24 protein-coding genes and 2 tRNA genes are annotated in these 16,662 nt (G+C 58.0%); 9 read left to right on the top strand and 17 right to left on the bottom strand.

Going from position 1 to position 16,662, the window contains the following annotated elements; genetic code table 11:
* Positions 1-1,560 (top strand): hypothetical protein (locus AC2FPW_RS16460; protein WP_496814568.1); only part of this gene is annotated, 1,560 nt, incomplete at its 5' end.
* A gap of 150 nt (positions 1,561-1,710) precedes the next feature.
* Here AC2FPW_RS16460 and AC2FPW_RS16455 read toward each other — a convergent pair.
* The 6 genes from AC2FPW_RS16455 to AC2FPW_RS16430 all read right to left on the bottom strand — a co-directional run bounded on the left by AC2FPW_RS16455 (position 1,711) and on the right by AC2FPW_RS16430 (position 4,838).
* Positions 1,711-1,785 (bottom strand) — tRNA-Phe (locus AC2FPW_RS16455).
* A gap of 79 nt (positions 1,786-1,864) precedes the next feature.
* On the bottom strand, positions 1,865-2,047 hold the full coding sequence (locus AC2FPW_RS16450; protein ID WP_480473599.1) for a DNA gyrase inhibitor YacG: 183 nt from the start codon (positions 2,045-2,047) through the stop codon (positions 1,865-1,867).
* Positions 2,044-3,066 (bottom strand): ribonuclease E/G, encoded by a 1,023-nt coding sequence (locus AC2FPW_RS16445; protein WP_496814566.1) that lies wholly within the window; start codon positions 3,064-3,066, stop codon positions 2,044-2,046. Before AC2FPW_RS16445 ends, AC2FPW_RS16450 begins: the two co-directional genes overlap by 4 nt.
* On the bottom strand, positions 3,063-3,641 hold the full coding sequence (locus AC2FPW_RS16440) for a Maf family protein (protein WP_480586343.1): 579 nt from the start codon (positions 3,639-3,641) through the stop codon (positions 3,063-3,065). Before AC2FPW_RS16440 ends, AC2FPW_RS16445 begins: the two co-directional genes overlap by 4 nt.
* Before the next feature lie 11 nt (positions 3,642-3,652).
* A complete protein-coding gene (gene infA, locus AC2FPW_RS16435) occupies positions 3,653-3,871 on the bottom strand; it encodes a translation initiation factor IF-1 (RefSeq protein WP_005978431.1) in 219 nt (72 codons plus the stop codon).
* A 91-nt stretch (positions 3,872-3,962) separates the two neighbouring features.
* Positions 3,963-4,838, bottom strand: a complete 876-nt coding sequence (locus tag AC2FPW_RS16430) for a carbon-nitrogen hydrolase family protein (RefSeq protein WP_496814564.1) — start codon at positions 4,836-4,838, stop codon at positions 3,963-3,965.
* A gap of 323 nt (positions 4,839-5,161) precedes the next feature.
* On the opposite strand from AC2FPW_RS16430, the gene AC2FPW_RS16425 reads away from it, so the two are divergent.
* Positions 5,162-6,028 (top strand): hypothetical protein, encoded by an 867-nt coding sequence (locus AC2FPW_RS16425; protein ID WP_496814563.1) that lies wholly within the window; start codon positions 5,162-5,164, stop codon positions 6,026-6,028.
* A gap of 47 nt (positions 6,029-6,075) precedes the next feature.
* Positions 6,076-6,720 (top strand): HEPN domain-containing protein, encoded by a 645-nt coding sequence (locus AC2FPW_RS16420; protein ID WP_496814561.1) that lies wholly within the window; start codon positions 6,076-6,078, stop codon positions 6,718-6,720.
* A gap of 298 nt (positions 6,721-7,018) precedes the next feature.
* On the opposite strand, the gene AC2FPW_RS16415 is transcribed toward AC2FPW_RS16420, so the two are convergent.
* The 9 genes from AC2FPW_RS16415 to AC2FPW_RS16375 all read right to left on the bottom strand — a co-directional run bounded on the left by AC2FPW_RS16415 (position 7,019) and on the right by AC2FPW_RS16375 (position 12,828).
* Positions 7,019-7,612 (bottom strand): GNAT family N-acetyltransferase, encoded by a 594-nt coding sequence (locus tag AC2FPW_RS16415; protein WP_480586336.1) that lies wholly within the window; start codon positions 7,610-7,612, stop codon positions 7,019-7,021.
* Entirely contained in the window at positions 7,605-8,003 is a 399-nt protein-coding gene (locus AC2FPW_RS16410) for a ketosteroid isomerase-related protein (protein ID WP_496814560.1), read from the bottom strand. Before AC2FPW_RS16410 ends, AC2FPW_RS16415 begins: the two co-directional genes overlap by 8 nt.
* The gene (locus tag AC2FPW_RS16405; RefSeq protein WP_209505795.1) at positions 8,000-8,458 is read right to left on the bottom strand and encodes an arsenate-mycothiol transferase ArsC; all 459 of its coding nucleotides are present in this window, start codon (positions 8,456-8,458) and stop codon (positions 8,000-8,002) included. Before AC2FPW_RS16405 ends, AC2FPW_RS16410 begins: the two co-directional genes overlap by 4 nt.
* A 3-nt stretch (positions 8,459-8,461) precedes the next feature.
* Positions 8,462-8,941, bottom strand: a complete 480-nt coding sequence (locus AC2FPW_RS16400) for a UPF0262 family protein (RefSeq protein WP_171722821.1) — start codon at positions 8,939-8,941, stop codon at positions 8,462-8,464.
* A 98-nt stretch (positions 8,942-9,039) separates the two neighbouring features.
* Entirely contained in the window at positions 9,040-10,341 is a 1,302-nt protein-coding gene (hisD, locus tag AC2FPW_RS16395; RefSeq protein ID WP_496814558.1) for a histidinol dehydrogenase, read from the bottom strand.
* Positions 10,342-10,402: 61 nt separating this feature from the next.
* Entirely contained in the window at positions 10,403-10,924 is a 522-nt protein-coding gene (locus tag AC2FPW_RS16390) for a GNAT family N-acetyltransferase (protein WP_267366035.1), read from the bottom strand.
* On the bottom strand, positions 10,925-11,401 hold the full coding sequence (locus AC2FPW_RS16385; RefSeq protein WP_209598118.1) for a DUF2948 family protein: 477 nt from the start codon (positions 11,399-11,401) through the stop codon (positions 10,925-10,927).
* The gene (gene murA / locus AC2FPW_RS16380; RefSeq protein WP_496814557.1) at positions 11,398-12,666 is read right to left on the bottom strand and encodes a UDP-N-acetylglucosamine 1-carboxyvinyltransferase; all 1,269 of its coding nucleotides are present in this window, start codon (positions 12,664-12,666) and stop codon (positions 11,398-11,400) included. Before murA ends, AC2FPW_RS16385 begins: the two co-directional genes overlap by 4 nt.
* A gap of 6 nt (positions 12,667-12,672) precedes the next feature.
* Positions 12,673-12,828, bottom strand: coding sequence for a hypothetical protein (locus AC2FPW_RS16375; RefSeq protein ID WP_209505784.1), 156 nt, complete (start codon positions 12,826-12,828; stop codon positions 12,673-12,675).
* A gap of 83 nt (positions 12,829-12,911) precedes the next feature.
* On the opposite strand from AC2FPW_RS16375, the gene AC2FPW_RS16370 reads away from it, so the two are divergent.
* Positions 12,912-12,986: transfer RNA gene (locus tag AC2FPW_RS16370), tRNA-Thr, on the top strand.
* A 271-nt stretch (positions 12,987-13,257) separates the two neighbouring features.
* On the opposite strand, the gene AC2FPW_RS16365 is transcribed toward AC2FPW_RS16370, so the two are convergent.
* Entirely contained in the window at positions 13,258-13,521 is a 264-nt protein-coding gene (locus AC2FPW_RS16365) for a DUF2312 domain-containing protein (RefSeq protein ID WP_267366625.1), read from the bottom strand.
* A gap of 246 nt (positions 13,522-13,767) precedes the next feature.
* Here AC2FPW_RS16365 and AC2FPW_RS16360 point away from each other — a divergent pair, with 246 nt between their 5' ends.
* On the top strand, positions 13,768-13,986 hold the full coding sequence (locus tag AC2FPW_RS16360; protein WP_267366623.1) for a hypothetical protein: 219 nt from the start codon (positions 13,768-13,770) through the stop codon (positions 13,984-13,986).
* 9 nt (positions 13,987-13,995) lie between these two features.
* Here the strand turns inward: AC2FPW_RS16360 and AC2FPW_RS16355 are convergent, their stop codons facing one another.
* A complete protein-coding gene (locus AC2FPW_RS16355; RefSeq protein ID WP_209505776.1) occupies positions 13,996-14,211 on the bottom strand; it encodes a hypothetical protein in 216 nt (71 codons plus the stop codon).
* 244 nt (positions 14,212-14,455) lie between these two features.
* On the opposite strand from AC2FPW_RS16355, the gene AC2FPW_RS16350 reads away from it, so the two are divergent.
* Genes AC2FPW_RS16350 through AC2FPW_RS16335 form a run of 4 tightly spaced genes read left to right on the top strand, consistent with a single transcriptional unit; the run spans position 14,456 to position 16,657 of the window.
* Entirely contained in the window at positions 14,456-15,319 is an 864-nt protein-coding gene (locus AC2FPW_RS16350) for an MBL fold metallo-hydrolase (protein WP_496814556.1), read from the top strand.
* A gap of 34 nt (positions 15,320-15,353) precedes the next feature.
* Complete coding sequence (locus AC2FPW_RS16345) at positions 15,354-15,782, top strand: YeeE/YedE family protein (protein ID WP_267366620.1); 429 nt, start codon at positions 15,354-15,356, stop codon at positions 15,780-15,782.
* A complete protein-coding gene (locus tag AC2FPW_RS16340) occupies positions 15,782-16,216 on the top strand; it encodes a DUF6691 family protein (RefSeq protein WP_267366618.1) in 435 nt (144 codons plus the stop codon). The genes AC2FPW_RS16345 and AC2FPW_RS16340 overlap by 1 nt, the downstream gene beginning before the upstream one ends.
* A gap of 9 nt (positions 16,217-16,225) precedes the next feature.
* Complete coding sequence (locus AC2FPW_RS16335; protein ID WP_267366616.1) at positions 16,226-16,657, top strand: protein tyrosine phosphatase family protein; 432 nt, start codon at positions 16,226-16,228, stop codon at positions 16,655-16,657.
* Positions 16,658-16,662: the final 5 nt, after the last annotated feature.

The following is a 16,662-nucleotide window of genomic DNA, read 5'->3' as shown; positions in this document are numbered from 1 at the left end:
GGAAACCATCGTTCAGATGGACCAAAGGCCAATCATGCACTAACAATCAAATTGGACCACACAAGTGGGGCTGATCAGTCTACAGTTCAAGGACCGTTGCCAACTCACTTTCGTATTCAAGACATCAACAGACGTGTCCTTGAATTTATACTGAATCTTGATGCTGGTAAGGTGCGTCGGGAGAGGGCTGAAATCAACAAACGCATCGGTGCTCTTGAAAGTGACTGGACCGAAAAACGACGTTTGCTGGAGAGAGGTGGTGCCAATCTCATCCGCTTTATCGGTGTGCCCAAAACACCTACCGCAGAATTCTCACATCAATCAGATACTGCATTGGAAGTCTTCATGGGTGGAGAGTGGTTGTCTTTGGATGCAGCCACAAAGGAACTTCAGGATGAAATAGAGGAGCTAAACAGCATCGAGCTGGTGTCCACAGAGGAGGCGGAGGCCAGCACACAAAAAGCCCTAGCAGAGGCTCAACTTCACTATGATGAACTCGGAGCAGTGTTCGAAGTCGCAAGGACTGAATTCCGAACAGTTCTTGAAGAAAGCAGGGCATTGAAAAAGCGCATTGAGGTACTTGATATCGATCTTAAGCGACATCAGGACACCAAAAAACTGATGGCTCTTGGATCGGAGGTGACTGACGCCGTAGCATTCGACAGTTGTCCGACCTGCCATCAACATTTGACCCAAGAATTGCTTCCGCCTAGCTCCTCTGGCGCCATGGCCCTTGATGAGAACATTGCTTTCATTAAGTCCCAACAACTCATGTACAGGTCGGCGTTAGCGGCTACCGAAGATAGGCTTGGGGAGCTTCGCGTACGAGGCCGATCCATCGAACAAGATTACAAAGAAGCGCAGAGTGAGCTGCGAAGCCTGAAGCGTGCGCTTGTGCGCCCAGCGTCTAGCATTAGCAGGACGACAATTGAAAAATCAGTTCGATTGCAGGCACGCTTGGGTCAGTGGGAAGACATGCAGGAGCGTGCAGATGGCCTTGTAGACGAACTGGTTGCTATCGCAAAAGAATGGGCGCGGCTTTCATCCCGACTCAAGAAATTGCGAACTGGAGATGACTTTTCCGTGGAGGACAAGAACAAGATCTCACGCCTTCAATCTCTCGTTCAGGGGCACTTAAAAACGTTTGATTTTCATTCCTTTCCCCCCTCAGAAATTACCTTGGCTAAAGACAACTTTAGACCACAGGTCATTGTACATGATGAAGAATCTGATCGTTATATAGAGAAGGACATCAGTTTCGAAGCTTCCGCAAGTGATTGGATTCGTCTTAAGTGGTCATACTACCTTTCCCTCCTTGAGTTAGATGAAAACTACACAACAAATCATTCGGGGCTGGTGGTACTTGATGAACCGGGACAGCAATCCACTGATCCGGTTAATTTGCTTAGTCTGTTTCAAGAATCGGCCAAGCAGCGGTCGACCAACCATCAAATCTTGATCGCAACTTCTGAAAAAGAGCATGCTATCAAAGCAGGGCTGGGTGATCGTCCATACAACCTTATCTCGTTTAACGGCTACATCCTGAAACCACTGAACTGAAAGAGATCAGACGTGCCGCTATAGCTTCTGTTGTCGAGTCATTTGGATGCCAAATGGCTCGTCGGCACCCAATCGGCACCCACGGACACGTGCGACCGAAATTGGCACGCCGTGATTTCAGGAATTTGACTTACTTTTCATTGAGTTAAATGGTGCCCGGGGGCGGAATCGAACCACCGACACGAGGATTTTCAATCCACTGCTCTACCCCTGAGCTACCCGGGCACGGGAACGACGTTTGTCGTTGGGTGGAGGCGTTCTATGACTTGCTACCGGCAGTGTCCAGAGGCTTTTTTACATTTTTTCAGTGCGGTCGCATTGTATTGCGTTCGTCCGCATCGGCCTCGGTCTCAGGGTCGTCTTCGCGCTGAGACGGGACCGCGTAAGAGCCGTTCAGCCACTTGGCCAAATCAATGTCTGCGCAGCGTTTCGAACAGAACGGGCGGAACTTCTTTTGCGTTTCTTCTCCGCAGATCGGACAGCTCATTTCAGGATCTCTGCGACAGGTAACCGGCTGCGTTTGCGCTGCAACTCGAAATGCCCCAGAGGTGTCCATCCCGCCAGTATCGTCTCGTCCGGGTCCGACTTGAAGGCCGCACGCAGGGCGGATTCGAACCCTCGGCGGTCTTTCTTGGGCATCGGAGCCAGATCCAGTGTGATCTGCCCCGCCAGCCCGCGCACACGCAATGCACGTGGCAAGGCTTTGGCACAAGCGAAGTTGGCTTTTGTTCCTGCCGCCAGCGACGTATCCGCGCCTGTGTTCACGTCAACGGCCACCAATGCGCGGGTCGGTTCGATAAATAGATATCCGCCTCCGGGGAGAGGTTCGGAAATGCCACGGGCGACATCCAGCGCATCCAGCACACCATGGGTTTCAAAACTGCCGGTTTTCGTCACAACCTCGGCAGGATCGGTCCAGTCGCGCCATGCCAGGATATGCGGGCTGTCACCTTCGCTCAGCAGTTCGACGTCGGACCCTTCGTCCGTCATCACTTGTTCAGCTTGCGCAAGCATGGCCGAAATGTCGTCGGCAATGTCACCGGCATCCGCATCCATGCAGCAGGAGCGGAGGATCAACCCGTAGGGGCTGTCGCCCATTTGTTCATGCGCGATTTCAAGCAGTTGATCCCGCTTGTCTTCATCCTTGATGCTGCGCGAGATGTTCAGGCCCGGTGCGTCGGGTGTGACAATGGCAAAGCGGCTTTTGAACAGGATACGGTTGGTTACAGGGATGGCCTTGCCGGGCTCGGCATATCCGCCCACCTGCACCAAAAGCGTGGCACCCGGCGCCAACCCTTTGACTTGTCGCAGAAAAGCCGGGCCGTCGGGTGTGGTCAGGAACATACCGCCCTGCCCCTTGACCGGTCGATCGGCGCGGGCGCGATAAATGGTGCCGGGTGCCGGCGCGTCGGTGGCGATCAGGAGATCATCAAGCTTTCCGTCGACCATCAATGCCGCGGCCTCGCGGCCTTGGATATGGTCCAGAACGATGGTGCGACCTTTCATGATGCCTCGCGATATAGGGGGTAGCCGATCCCTTGCAGCAAGGCGGCGGTCTCGGACAAAGGCAGCCCCACGATGCCAGTGAACGAGCCCGAAATCCATGGGATGAATGCGCCAGCAGGGCCTTGGATCGCGTAGGCCCCGGCTTTGCCCCGCCAATCACCAGTCGCCAGATAAGCGTTGATTTCAACGTCAGACAGGCGTTTGACCTTGACCTGCGAGACGACATCGCGCTGCAGGATGCGATCCCCGCGCCTAACGGCAATCGAAGTGATCACCCGGTGACGACGACCGGACAAAGCGTACAGGAACTCTGCGGCCTGACCTTCGTCCTCGGGCTTGCCCAGAATACGCCGCCCCAGTGCAACTGTCGTGTCCGCGCAAAGCGTGATGTCACCGCTATCCGATTGAACTGCCTTTACTTTTTCACGGGTAATGCGACTGCAATACGGAACAGGAAGCTCACCCTTCAGCGGTGTTTCGTCGATGTCAGGGGGGCGGATGGCGTCGGGCTGCACGCCAAGCTGCGCCAGCAGGTCCAGCCGCCTTGGGCTGCCCGATCCCAGGATAAACGCCATCTCGGCAGGCGTTATTTGAAGCGGTAGTTGATCCGACCCTTGGTCAGATCATAGGGGGTCATCTCGACCTGAACCTTGTCGCCGGCCAGAACTCGGATGCGGTTCTTGCGCATCTTTCCTGCCGTATGTGCGATGATTTCATGGCCGTTTTCCAGCTCGACCCGAAACGTCGCATTAGGCAGGAGTTCCTTCACGACACCGGGAAATTCGAGCGTATCTTCCTTGGCCATGTTGTCTCCATCATTAGGTTGCGCCCGCAGAATCTGCGGGGATGTGCGCTTAAATGAGCCTATTTTTCCCTTATTTCAAGGGCGGATTCATCTAAAGGGCGGATAATGTGACCGTTTCGACTCGGGCGTCCTGCTCTGGCCAATGGGTCCGGTTCAGCACATGGCCATCGGCGCGGACCTCGGCGATGGCGGACAGGTCGACATCCGCATAGGTCCAGCCGGGCTGGTTCAGAGCGCCCTCGGCCAGCACTCCGGTGGCCGGAAACCCCTTGTCCGGCGGGCCGAAAACGCCGCCCATGCCGGTGTTCATGTCCACTGCCTCGGACCAGTCGTTGGCTCCGACCAGTGACGACATAACCGTAACGCATTGATTTTCCAATGCTCTTGACATTGCCCCGATGCGTACACGCCAATACCCTGACAGCGCTTCGGTGCAGGACGGAACAAGGATCATATCCGCGTCGCTGAGTGCGCGGCCCAGCAGGGGAAACTCGCTGTCATAGCAGATCAGAACACCGATTTTACCCAGCGCGGTGTCGAACAGCTTGAGTGGACCACCCGGCGCAATGTCCCAGTCCTCGCGTTCAAAGCGGGTCATGATCTGCTTGTCCTGATGGTCGCGGCCACCGTCCGGGGCGTAGAACGCGGCGCGGTTCACCGGGCGGCCGGACCCATCCACAACCGGGGCCGATGCACCCAGAATGTACGTTTTGTACGCACTTGCGAGGCGCGAATGCAAATTTTGTACATCCTCGAACCGGTCCGAAACCGCGCGGATCGAGCGTTCAAGATCACCCGCCACGTCGGCACCATCGAGCGTCGACACCTCCATCGCGCCGTATTCGGGGAACACCAGCAGCCCGGCCCCCTGCCCGGCGGCCTCGGCAACCCAACGGTCCAGCTTGTCCTCGTACTGCGCCCAGCTGTCGAGCCAGTCGAGATCATACGCTGCGGTTGCGACTTTCATTGATGGGATCCCCTGAGCCGATGTGTCGAGGCACTAAACCGTGAGAGCGGCCGCGTGTACAGATCAATCTGGTGCTGGGGGATGGGTGAAGGGGGAAAAGAGCCCTTTGCTGCCGTTGGTCATTTTCCTCAATTCAGGCAATCAGGCCACATATCTGTGTGGTTCGTGTGGCCTATTTTTACTCACCAGTTACCAAAAAGCGAACATTCAAAAGACTTCGGGCAAAAGCTCACAGACATAATCGTTTGTCGCTGGTTGCGTAAAGGTGCGAAAAGGCTACGGTATGAGGCTGATTTAAGTAAGAATTAGAAAGCGGCTTTGGCATGATTACAAACGAAATTCTATATGCTTGTTATCAATTGGACGTTAAGTTTGTGAACTCATCGACGGGAAATGTTCGAGATTGCTCTGGAACTTGTTTTTCGGTGAGAGATGAAAGTGGCGTTCCAACCATTGTTACGAATCGTCATAATGTAGACCCAACTTTCAAAAAACCGGAGGACGAACGATATTTTTTGGCCGCAATGAACGTCAGAGGATTTTCAAGATCGGCAACAGGCGTGCCTGAAAGAAACGTGAATTTTGTTATTCAAAGTGCAATGATCTCGTATCCCTCTTCAAAAGACGACGATATTGCTTGTGTCAGCGTAATAAAGGTTTTCTCGAATCTCTCCCGTGACATTAGGTTGGATTACAGTATAGCTTCGAGTGACTTAGCGCAGGAAGACTACTTCCAAGAAAAACTGCATGTTTTGGATGAGCTAGCGTTTCCCAGCTACCAAAAGCCGCACGACTCGGCGCAGGGCAGGCCGATTATGCGGAAAGGATATGTATCGAGTGATCCGCGAGTAAACTACTCCTTCAAAGATGTCCAAAATCCCAACAAAAGTGTCATGGGGTCTGCGATTGCATACGAAGCCTACTCGCTCCCCGGGTCATCTGGAGCTCCTGTAGTAACGCTTCCAGTGAAACTAGCAATAGGCCAAAAACGACCAGGCGGGCTTAGAGGCCCTGCGATTATTGGTGTAAATGCAGGATCAATCTCGGTACCAAACCCGAATGGATCAGGTCCAGCATATTCTGGGATCTCATACTTCTACAAATCCACATCCATTTTGGAGGCCCTGACTCGGCTAAGTACAAAAACTGATATTGAAGGCTGGGAGAGCAGGGCGAAAATCAGGGGTTAACGATAAGGATAATCGACGGCGGCATGAGTTCACAATAAGGAAATCAGATGCACTTTGACGTCAAAGAATTCGACCCAGGAAGCGCCGCTATGGCGGTTCGGACCGCCAGGGAGTTTCGCCGACAGGTAAAAGTAATTTTCGACGAGGTTCCAGTAAATAAGGATTTGGCCGCTGCGTACTTGGGGGCCAATACTGACCAGTTGATTTACTCGGCGACCAACTTGATATTTGCAGCCGAATTATTTCTGAAATCGTTGTACTTGGTTTTTGGGCTTAAGCCACCTCAAAACCACAACTTATGGAAACTATATACTGGGCTTCCAAAAAAACTTCAGGAAATAGTCGAAGGTGACTTCGGCGCTAAGTTTGCCACTCTGGAGAACACAGCTTCTTTGCACATTGTTCATGCCCGTGCGCAACTGTCTCAAGAAGAAGTTGAGAGCGCCGTTTCTTCAGCAAGAAAATCGGTCAAACCCAACGCATCTGGTTCGAATACGGGGTTGCGGCAAGCTTTAAAGGAAACAGGAGACAGTTACCGGGCTTGGCGATACCTTTTTCAAGGGCTGAACAATGGGCGAAGGCAGCAAGTCTTGCACCTTCATTGGCCTCACTTGGATTGTTTTTGCGGAGTAGTTGACGAAATAATCCTTAATGCTCAGAGACAATACGCAGAGCAGCACGGGGTGGACTGATCAACTGCAGCGCATGGCAGCGAAGTTCACAATAACAGCCTACTCAGGCAATGGTGGAAGGCCTGCTGGTTGCCTTCGCAGTTCCAAACCGCGCAGATTGTTGGATTTAGACTATAGGGAGCCCTTGGATATTTTGAGTGTCCGCATTGCGGTTCGCTAAGTCAGCCCATCGGCTCCGGAAATCATTGGCGACTTGAGGATACGCTTTCGGCTTTGCACCCGCAGCGAATGGCTGTTTAGTGGCCACACTTCTTGCAACACACAGAAAAGCCTTGCTCCACCGCCCCTACCCCGACGTCTACAAATCCCTGATCCAGAACTGCAACGGCTTCAGCGTTTCTCCCTCCTCCCCGATATCCTTCCACGAGAATTGGGCGATTGCGCCGGGTAAGGGCTTGTATCCGCGGGCGCGCCAGAAGGTATCCAGCGGGCGGTAGTGGTCGGGGCGCAGGGGGTGGTCGGTGGGGCGTTGCACGCTGCAAAAGGCGCATTTGGCAAAGCCCAGAGCGCGGGCGTGCCCCTCGCGCGTGTCGAAGAATTTGTGGCCAACACCCTGCCCGCGATAGTCCGGCAGCAGGACGGATTCAGCGCAATAGAAGATCTGCGACAGGTCCAGCCCGGTGTCTGCGAAGGCCGCAGCGAAATCGTCGGCGTGGTCGGTCAGCGGCGCACCGGTCGAGGCGCCGATCAGGCGGTCGCCGTCGAAGGCGCCGACCACGATGGCCTTGTCGCTGTCGCGGTAGGATTGCAGGTATTTGCGCTCGTATTCCAGATCGCCGTCATAGAGATAGGGCCAGGCGTGAAACACCCGGATCCGCAGGCGGGCGACATCATCCAGAGCGGCCCCGAGTGCCGCTCCGGTCAGGGGGCGGACGTCACTGACGTCAGCCATTCGAGACCTGTTTGGTCCAGTCTGCAAGGTTGTAGAAGGTGGTGACGCGGGTGATCTTGCCGTCCCTGAGATCAAAGAACGACCCGGCAGGCAGGCGATAAGTCTGGCCGTGGGCGTCGGGCAGGCCCTCGTCGGTTTCCAGATAGGTGCCGTTGACGATGAACTCGGCCGCGGCGCGGGCGCCGCCCTGCGCCTCGAACACAACGATGTCGGTCAGGTTTTCGCGATAGCAGCGGTTCATATGGGCGCAGAAGGCCGCGAACCTGTCCTTGCCGACGCGAATCTGGCCTTCGTTCACGTGATGGGCCACGTCATCGGACAGGCAGGCCAGCATGCCATCGACGTCACCGGCGTTGAAGGCATCGAAATAGGTTTTGACGGTCTGGTTCATGTCCCCTCCGTTGGTTCGCCCCAGCGGTCTTTCAGATGCTGAATGATCTGGTCGCGGGTCTGTCGGTAGTGATGTAGCTTTTGTTCGCGGGTCTCGCCCATCCCGGTAGGGTCCATTATTGGCCAATAATCGACATCGAGGTGAAAAACACGGGTCAGTTCCAGCGCCTGCCGTTGGCTGGCGGGTGAAAGCGCCACGACCAGATCGAACGAGCTGAGGTCATCGCCCCATTCCTGCATCTCGTCGAAGGAGCGCGAGCGGTGGCGGGACAGCTCTACGCCGACCTCGTGGCAGACGGCGATGCTGAAGCCGTCGATTTCCAGATCGTTATGCACACCGGCGGACTGGACATAGGTGCCGGTGCCATAGAATTTCTTCATCAGCCCCTCGGCCATCGGGGACCGAACCGCGTTGTGGTCGCAACAGAACAAGACCGACTGCGGCAGGGGCTTCACGCGTCAGCCCCCAAAATGCAGAACGCAGATCAGCGTGAAAAGGCGACGGGCAGTGTCGGTGTCGACATCTGCCTTGCCTTCCAGCCGTTCCTGCAACACGCGGCTGCCTTCGTTGTGGATACCCCGGCGGGCCATGTCGATGGTTTCGATCTGGCTGGGCGGCAGCGATTTCACCGCATCGAAATAGCTTTCGCAGATCTGGAAGTAATCCTTGACCACCTGCCGGAAGGGACCGAGCGACAGGTGAAACTCGGCCGCTTTTTCGTTGGCCTCGGTTTCAATGTCGAAGACAAGCCGTTTGTCGCGGATCGAAAGCTGGAGGCGATAGGGGCCCTCGGGCACAACGCGGTCGTCGCGTTTGGGCAGCGAGAAGCTGTTTTCTTCCAGCAGATCATAGATAGCGACCTTGCGCTCCTGCTCGATCTCGGGCGTGGGCGGCGGCAGATTTCTATCATCCAGTTCGATATGCGAGATGCGGGTCATCTTTACAGTCACATTCCTTGCGTCAGCACAGACCTATAGCAATGATATTCAACGGGCAACGCACAGAAACGCCATATGCGCCCGGTCTTTGCGTCATTTCAGCCATTCAGGCGGTTCAGGCGCGCAGTGACCGAGAGGCCATGCGCCTCGAGGCTTTCCGATTGCGCCAGCTGTTCGGCAGCAGGGCCGATGGCACGCAGGGCTTCGGGGGTCATCTGGCTGAGCGTGGTGCGTTTGAGGAAATCCATCACGCTGAGGCCAGACGAAAACCGCGCCGAACGCGCGGTGGGCAACACGTGGTTGGGGCCGCCGACGTAGTCACCGATGGCTTCGGGTGTGTACTGACCCAGAAAGATGGCTCCGGCGTGGATGGTTTTTTTGCTCAACGCGCGCGGGTCGGCCACGCAAAGCTCCAGATGTTCCGGGGCAATGCGGTTGGACAGGGCTGCGGCCTCGTCCAGGTTGCGCACAGTGATCACCGCGCCGTAGTCGCGCCAGCTGGCCCCGGCGATGGCGCGGCGTTGCAGGGTTTCCAGCCGTTTTTCGACCGCCTGCGCGACGGATTGGCCGAATGCGGCATCGTCGGTGATCAGGATCGACTGCGCGCTTTCGTCATGTTCGGCCTGGCTGAGCAGGTCCAGCGCAATCCAGTCGGGGTCATTGTCCTTGTCGGCGATGACCAGAATTTCCGAGGGGCCCGCGATCATGTCGATGCCGACCTTGCCAAAGACGCGCCGCTTGGCGGCGGCGACAAAGGCGTTGCCCGGCCCGGTGATCTTGTCGACCGGAGCGATGGTGTCGGTGCCATAGGCCAGCGCTGCCACGGCCTGCGCGCCGCCGATGCGATAAACCTCGTCCACACCCGACAGCTGTGCCGCCAGCAGCACCAGCGGGTTCACTTGCCCGTCGGGCGTGGGCACCACGATGGCCAGCCGCTCCACACCGGCCACCTTGGCCGGGATGGCGTTCATCAGCACCGATGACGGGTATGACGCCAGCCCACCCGGCACGTAAAGCCCTGCGGCCGAGACAGCAGACCAGCGCCAGCCGAGTGTTGCGCCCGTCGCATCGGTCCATTCCTGATCCTCGGGCATCTGCCTTTCGTGATAGGCCCGGATGCGGGAAGCCGCCAGTTCCAGCGCCGTGCGATCTTCGTCCGAGACCTGCGCCACCGCATCCGCGATGTCCTGTGCGCTGAAGGCCAGCGTTTCGGGCGTCAGCGTCAGCCGGTCGAATTTGGCCGTCAGTTCGATCACCGCCGCATCGCCCCGGTTGCGCACATCGTCGATGATCTGCGCCACGACCGCATCCACATCCGCGCTGTCCTCGCGCTTGGCCGAGAGCAGAGTCCGGAAGGCGGGTTCGAAATCGGGCGATGTGGTATCTAGGAAAACGGGCATGATCTGGCACTCCGGGCGTTGCGCATTGGGACATATCGCCCGGAGCGCGCCGCCTCAACCCTCAGTCACCGGGGTGCAGCGATTTGCGCATCGGGTATTGCGGGATGCCGTGCCAGTCACCGGGCGGGCCTGCCGGTTGCCACCCCTGTTTCAGATAGAACGCGTGCGCCGTTTTGGTGGCATCCAGATGCGCCTCGGCACAGCCGCACACAGCCAGTTGCCGTTCCAGCCGGTTGAGCAGCGCTCGCCCCACCCCCTGCCCCGTATGATCCGGATCGACATAGAGCAAAGTGACCGTCCCGGTTTCAAAAAGCCCCCCGGCAGCGGCCACATGCCCCCGGTGTTCGGCCAGCCAGATCTGCGATCCGGGCCTGAACCAGCCCCGGATCGTGGCGGGGTCCTTGTTATCGGTCCATTGCGCGATGGCCTGTGGGTCACCCTTATGATCGACCCCGCAGAGCTGCGTGATTGAGCGGATCAGAACCCGGCTAAGGTCGAAAACATCAAACACGGTGGCGGGGCGCAGTGCAATGCCTTCGGGCGTCGTTGAAAACGCCTGAGAAATCCCGCGCTTGTTCTGCATCTATTCGGGGTGATGCGGGGCCTGACCGGAGGGGGCCTGATAAGGGCGCGTGACGTCCTTGAGGGTGGCATCCAGCGCCTCGACGGTCAGGCGGATCGCGCCATCACCGGCCAGCGTCAGCAGGACATGGCCTGCGCCATCCTCGCCGGGTTCGAAAACGACCGACATCAGCGACATGATCATGTCGGTGTCACCGCGATCAATGCCCTGACTGGACACCGAGAGAACCGAACCGAAGACCAGCACCGATTGCACCCGTTCAAACGGGCGGTCGCGGCGGGCGGCGGCATCCTTGTCTTCCCAGCGAAAGCGGTTCAGCAGCAGACCAAAGCGGCGCTGCGACGGTTGCCACTTCATCTCGGTCACCGGAAACACGGCATCCTGCGCGAGGGTCGAGATCACCTGAAGGTCATCTGCATCCTCGGCCCCAAGATTTAGCGGCGCCTCGCGCCCGTCTTCAAAACTTGCGTCTGTCATTGGCCCTTGATCCGTTCAATCTTTGCGCCCACGCCTTCCAGCTTGCGCACCACATGCTCATATCCGCGGTCCAGATGATAGACCCGGCTGACCGTTGTATCCCCTTCCGCCGCCATTCCCGCAAGGATCAGCGAGACCGAAGCCCGCAGGTCGGTCGCCATCACCGGCGCGCCTTTCAGACGCTCGACCCCGGTCACCGTGGCGGTGCCGCCATGCACCTCGATCTGCGCGCCCATGCGCACCAGTTCGGGGGCGTGCATGAAGCGGTTTTCGAAAATGCGTTCTTCGAGAACCGAGGTGCCCTCGGCCGTACACATCAGCGCCATCATCTGCGCCTGCAGGTCGGTCGGGAAGCCGGGGAAAGGTTCGGTCACCACATCCACCGCGCGCACGCGCCCGTTTTTGCGGGCCACTTTCAGACCGCCTTCGGTTTCTGAAACGCTGACGCCTGCCGCATCCAGCTTGGCCGCAAAGGAATCGACCAGCGACATGCGACCGCCCAGCAATTCAACCTCGCCACCGCAAATCGCCGGGGCCAGCATATAGGTGCCCAACTCGATCCGGTCGGTGACAACCTGATGTGTGGCCCCGTGCAGCCGGTCGACGCCCTGAATTTCGATGCTCGGGGTGCCTTCGCCGGAAATCTGGGCCCCCATTTTGCGCAGGCATTCAACCAGATCGACGATCTCGGGCTCGCGCGCGGCGTTCTTGAGCACCGTGGTGCCCTTGGCCAGCGTGGCGGCCATGACGATGTTTTCGGTGGCCCCGACCGAGGCAAAGCGCATCTGATGCACGGCCCCTTTCAGACCACCCGGAGCCTTGGCGTGCAGATAGCCGTCCTTCAGCTCGATCTCGGCACCCAGCGCCTCGAGCCCTTCGACATGCAGGTCCATCGGCCGTGCGCCGATCGCGCACCCGCCGGGCAGAGAAACAACCGCCTGCCCGAACCGCGCCAGCAAGGGGCCCAGCACAAGGTTGGACGCACGCATCTTGCGCACGATGTCATAATCGGCGGTCTGGCTGGTCAGGCTGTGGCTGGACATTGCAATCACCTGACCGTCTTGCAACGACGACACCTCGGCCCCCAGCGATTGCAGCAGCGCGGTCATGGTCTTGATGTCGCTCAGCCGCGGCGCATTGGTCAGCGTCAGCGGTTCTTCGCTCAGCAATGTTGCGGGCATCAGCGTCAGGCACGCATTCTTGGCCCCCGCAATCGGTATCTGACCGTTCAGCGGGCCATTGCCCGTTACCAGAATCGAATCCATCTGCTCTTATCCCTCGTCCTTGTCAGGCTTGTCCCCTGCTGCCGCACGCGCCTTGGCCTGCGCCTTGCGACGCGCCATGTTGGCCTTCAGCGCCGCCTTCAGCCGCGCCTCGCGCGCATCGCCGGGTTTACCTTGTTTTTTGGGTGAATTTTTATCCGTCATGATCTTTCTCTACAGGAGGCGAAAAAAACCGTCCAGACACCCTTGCGCCGCGTTTCGTTTGAGTCTAATCACCCGCCCACAGCGCTGCTGTAGCTCAGAGGTAGAGCACTCCCTTGGTAAGGGAGAGGTCGAGAGTTCAATTCTCTCCAGCAGCACCATCCTTCTTATTCCTTCGAAAAAGCGCGCTTTCATCCGGAAGGGTTTGGGTGTTCCGGCGTCTTTGGCCATTGGCGTGTCAGAGACTTTTGTGGTGCGCGTTTGATTTATGGGCGGTTCGATACAGCCCGGAAGCGTCGAGCGCTGTGCGTGGTAGTACCATGCGCTTGGCAAGGGGAGCTGCTGCGCGCCCGTTGCATCCCCCCCGGCCGGTGGCTCTTTCGGGGCATTGAACCCATTCCAGAGCCATAGATCGTTTTGTGGCGGTCGGGCTTAGTTCATGCCCAGCGCTTCTTTGTACATTTCGATGACGGCCTCTTGCTCGGCAATGTCATCCTTGTCCCTTTTTCTGAGGGAAATGATGCTGCGCAGGGCCTTTACGTCATAGCCGCGCGACTTGCTTTCGGCGTAGACCTCTTTGATCTGGTCGGCGATGTCTTTCTTTTCCATCTCCAGGCGCTCGATACGCTCCACAAACTGGCGCAGCTCGCCCGCGGTGACCTTGTAATTTGCTTCTGCTTCTTCAGACATGCTCATCTTTTTTGTTCCCGGTTATGGACCTGCAACCAGAAGAGGTCAGCCTGCAGCTGGCGGTGAACGGCGGTGGCCCGATCATCGGGGGCACCTTCAAAACACGCCTGTCCCAGAGGCTGAAACCCTGGTGTGGAATGCCGGATACAGTGCTGCCGCCCGGGTCGCAAGCACCCATTGGGCCGGCGCACTTGTATGACCCCAACCGATCCGTTAAGCGCGTGATCAGGTCACGAGGATATGCGGGGAACCATGTTCGAAATCATCACCTGGGGCGGTGCGGCCCTGTCTGTGGCCGGGCTTGCCGGTCTGGTCTGGTGCATTCTTCGCGTGATGCGGGCGCGCAAGGCCGGTCTGTCGGATGACGAGCTGCGCGCGGTGGTTCAGGGGGTTCTGCCCTGGAACCTGGCCTCGCTGTTTCTGTCGGTGCTTGGATTGATGCTGGTCATCCTCGGGATTTCCCTTGGATGACCATCCGGTTCACACCGGCAAGTTATCAAACTGCGCTTCAATCGCATCTTCGCACAAGGCCGCATCCAGACGACGCAGGCGCGAAGGCACCTCCATCCCCTGCTGCCGCATCCGGTCAACAATCTTACTCACACTCGGTTGAAGCGCCAAACGCGTTTCCAGACCCGCGTTCACAAGCTTACGTTCAAGCTGCTCGGCTTCGGAATAAAGACCAGTCGGTGTCATAACCATCCTCCCAAGTGGCGCCAGTATCCCCAATATACGTAACGGGATTACGACCCGCAGATAATATCGTAGCCTTGTGCGGGAAATTGCCTGCCATGGTCGAAGTTTCGGCAATCTGACGCGGATAGGTTAAAGATTAAGCCAGGATTTCAGCGGTTGCTTTGACCGGCATCAAATGCAGGTTCGATATTGCATCACATTCCAATTCACATATATGATATGCGTGACCGAAACGGAGAAGATCATGACACCGAAAGTGAAAGCGTTTTTTGACGAGCAGACCTTTACGGTTTCCTACGTGGTTCATGAACCTCAGGGGCGAGCCTGTGCCATCATCGACAGCGTGCTGGATTTCGACCATGCCTCGGGACGGACGTCGACAACCTCGGCGGACAGGATCATCGATTTTGTGCGCGCGCAGGACCTTAAGGTCGAGTGGATTCTGGAAAGCCATGTCCATGCCGATCACCTGTCCGCGGCCCCCTATCTGCAACAGGAGCTGGGCGGCAAGATCGGGATTGGCGATCAGATCATCACCGTGCAGGACACGTTTGGCAAGGTTTTCAACGAAGGAACCGAATTTCAGCGCGATGGCAGCCAGTTTGACGCGCTGTTCAAGGAAGGCGACAGTTTTCACATCGGCCAGATGCGGGGCGACGTGCTGCACACCCCCGGCCATACACCGGCCTGCATGACCTATGTGATTGGCGATGCGGCATTTGTTGGTGACACGCTGTTCATGCCCGATTTCGGCACGGCGCGCTGCGATTTTCCCGGAGGATCGTCGGCCACGCTGTTCCAGTCGATCCAGAAGATTCTGTCGCTGCCGGACAATACCCGAATCTATGTCGGGCATGATTACAAGGCACCGGGCCGCGACGAATACGCGTGGGAAACGACGGTGGGTGAGCAGAAGGCGCTGAACGTCCATATCGGACAGGGGCGCAGCATCGAAGACTTCGTGGAAATGCGCGACGCGCGGGACGCCACGCTGGCCATGCCGCGCCTGATCCTGCCGTCTTTGCAGGTCAACATGCGGGCCGGTCAGATGCCTCCGGCGGATGAACAGGGCGATGTTTTCCTGAAACTGCCGGTCAACAAGCTGTGACGCGGGCACAACAAATCACAAAGGGAAATCCCACATGAATATAGAATGGATCTGGGGGCTGTGCGGCGGTCTGGTGATCGGTCTGGCCGGGGCGGTTTATCTGCTGGGCAATGGCCGGATCATGGGCGCAAGCGGCATTCTGGGCGGCCTTGTCGATGGCAGCGCCAAGGGGAGCATGGCCGAAAAGCTGGCCTTTATTGCGGGGCTTGTCGGAATGCCCCTTCTTCTGCGCCCGTTGATCCTGCCCGAGGCCCAGACGCATCTTACCAGCAATCTGGGCGTTGTCATTCTGGCCGGGCTGCTGGTCGGTATCGGTACACGGATCGCCAATGGCTGTACCTCGGGGCACGGGGTGTGCGGGATCTCTCGGTTCTCGCTGCGCGGCATCGTGGCCACCGTTTTCTATATCCTTGCCGGGGGCGTCACCCTTGTGCTGCTGCGTCATGTGTTGGGAGTGATCTGATGCGCCTTTTCATTTCATTGATCGCCGGATCGCTGTTCGGCGCCGGGTTGCTGATTTCAGGCATGACAGACACCACAAAAGTTCAGGGCTGGCTGGATGTGTTTGGCAACTGGGATCCGACGCTGGCCTTTGTGATGGCCGGTGCCATCCTGCCGATGCTTGTGGCGTGGCGGATGACAACCGGACGGCAAAACGCCCTGACCGGCGGAGCCTTTCCACCCCCTGCAAAGCCCGAGGTTGATCGCAGGCTGATCGTGGGTTCGGTTCTGTTCGGGATGGGCTGGGGACTGGCCGGGCTGTGCCCCGGACCGGCAATGGCCTCGCTGAGCTATGGCGGGCTGGGCGGGCTGGTCTTTCTGGTTGCAATGGCGGCTGGGATGTTCGTGGCACCACCGCTGGGCGCGCAACTGGACAGGGCGGCAAACGCGGCCTAAGGAATTGGCATGGAGATTCGACAGATTACCCCCCGCTATGCTGTCTCGCCGCAGATCACGGTCGAGGATGTTCCGGCCATCGCCGAGGCTGGCTTTGCCAAGGTGATCTGCAACCGGCCCAATGCCGAAGTTCCCCCGGCCATGCAATCCGACGCGATCGGCGAAGCCGTGCGGGCTGCCGGTATGGAATATGAGGTGCTGGAGCTGACCCACCAGACGATGACGCCTGAGAACGTGAAGCGGCAGCGCGACATGGCGGAAAACGGCAGTGGTCCTGTTCTGGCCTATTGCGCCTCGGGCACGCGGTGTTCGGTGGTTTGGGCGTTGGGCCAGTGCGACCACATGAGCACGGACGACATCCTGAGTGCGACCGGCAAAGCCGGGTATCAGCTGGACAATCTGCGCCCCATGCTGGACCAGATCCGCGGCACTGGCGGCTGAGTGCC

It is taken from the genome of Ruegeria sp. SATB027, assembly GCF_059613825.1.
The sequence above is the reverse complement of the archived record's forward strand: the minus strand, read 5'-3'. Positions and strand labels throughout refer to the sequence as shown.

What these genes read in the sequence shown, in the direction of transcription:
- AC2FPW_RS16450 (WP_480473599.1), bottom strand. Translation starts at nt 2,047, where the DNA reads ATGAGCTGTCCGATCTGCGGAGAAGAAACGCAAAAGAAGTTCCGCCCG.
- AC2FPW_RS16445 (WP_496814566.1), bottom strand. Translation starts at nt 3,066, where the DNA reads ATGAAAGGTCGCACCATCGTTCTGGACCATATCCAAGGCCGCGAGGCC.
- AC2FPW_RS16440 (WP_480586343.1), bottom strand. Translation starts at nt 3,641, where the DNA reads ATGGCGTTTATCCTGGGATCGGGCAGCCCAAGGCGGCTGGACCTGCTG.
- infA (WP_005978431.1), bottom strand. Translation starts at nt 3,871, where the DNA reads ATGGCCAAGGAAGATACGCTCGAATTTCCCGGTGTCGTGAAGGAACTC.
- AC2FPW_RS16430 (WP_496814564.1), bottom strand. Translation starts at nt 4,838, where the DNA reads ATGAAAGTCGCAACCGCAGCGTATGATCTCGACTGGCTCGACAGCTGG.
- AC2FPW_RS16425 (WP_496814563.1), top strand. Translation starts at nt 5,162, where the DNA reads ATGATTACAAACGAAATTCTATATGCTTGTTATCAATTGGACGTTAAG.
- AC2FPW_RS16420 (WP_496814561.1), top strand. Translation starts at nt 6,076, where the DNA reads ATGCACTTTGACGTCAAAGAATTCGACCCAGGAAGCGCCGCTATGGCG.
- AC2FPW_RS16415 (WP_480586336.1), bottom strand. Translation starts at nt 7,612, where the DNA reads ATGGCTGACGTCAGTGACGTCCGCCCCCTGACCGGAGCGGCACTCGGG.
- AC2FPW_RS16410 (WP_496814560.1), bottom strand. Translation starts at nt 8,003, where the DNA reads ATGAACCAGACCGTCAAAACCTATTTCGATGCCTTCAACGCCGGTGAC.
- AC2FPW_RS16400 (WP_171722821.1), bottom strand. Translation starts at nt 8,941, where the DNA reads ATGACCCGCATCTCGCATATCGAACTGGATGATAGAAATCTGCCGCCG.
- hisD (WP_496814558.1), bottom strand. Translation starts at nt 10,341, where the DNA reads ATGCCCGTTTTCCTAGATACCACATCGCCCGATTTCGAACCCGCCTTC.
- AC2FPW_RS16390 (WP_267366035.1), bottom strand. Translation starts at nt 10,924, where the DNA reads ATGCAGAACAAGCGCGGGATTTCTCAGGCGTTTTCAACGACGCCCGAA.
- AC2FPW_RS16385 (WP_209598118.1), bottom strand. Translation starts at nt 11,401, where the DNA reads ATGACAGACGCAAGTTTTGAAGACGGGCGCGAGGCGCCGCTAAATCTT.
- murA (WP_496814557.1), bottom strand. Translation starts at nt 12,666, where the DNA reads ATGGATTCGATTCTGGTAACGGGCAATGGCCCGCTGAACGGTCAGATA.
- AC2FPW_RS16375 (WP_209505784.1), bottom strand. Translation starts at nt 12,828, where the DNA reads ATGACGGATAAAAATTCACCCAAAAAACAAGGTAAACCCGGCGATGCG.
- AC2FPW_RS16365 (WP_267366625.1), bottom strand. Translation starts at nt 13,521, where the DNA reads ATGAGCATGTCTGAAGAAGCAGAAGCAAATTACAAGGTCACCGCGGGC.
- AC2FPW_RS16360 (WP_267366623.1), top strand. Translation starts at nt 13,768, where the DNA reads ATGTTCGAAATCATCACCTGGGGCGGTGCGGCCCTGTCTGTGGCCGGG.
- AC2FPW_RS16355 (WP_209505776.1), bottom strand. Translation starts at nt 14,211, where the DNA reads ATGACACCGACTGGTCTTTATTCCGAAGCCGAGCAGCTTGAACGTAAG.
- AC2FPW_RS16350 (WP_496814556.1), top strand. Translation starts at nt 14,456, where the DNA reads ATGACACCGAAAGTGAAAGCGTTTTTTGACGAGCAGACCTTTACGGTT.
- AC2FPW_RS16345 (WP_267366620.1), top strand. Translation starts at nt 15,354, where the DNA reads ATGAATATAGAATGGATCTGGGGGCTGTGCGGCGGTCTGGTGATCGGT.
- AC2FPW_RS16340 (WP_267366618.1), top strand. Translation starts at nt 15,782, where the DNA reads ATGCGCCTTTTCATTTCATTGATCGCCGGATCGCTGTTCGGCGCCGGG.
- AC2FPW_RS16335 (WP_267366616.1), top strand. Translation starts at nt 16,226, where the DNA reads ATGGAGATTCGACAGATTACCCCCCGCTATGCTGTCTCGCCGCAGATC.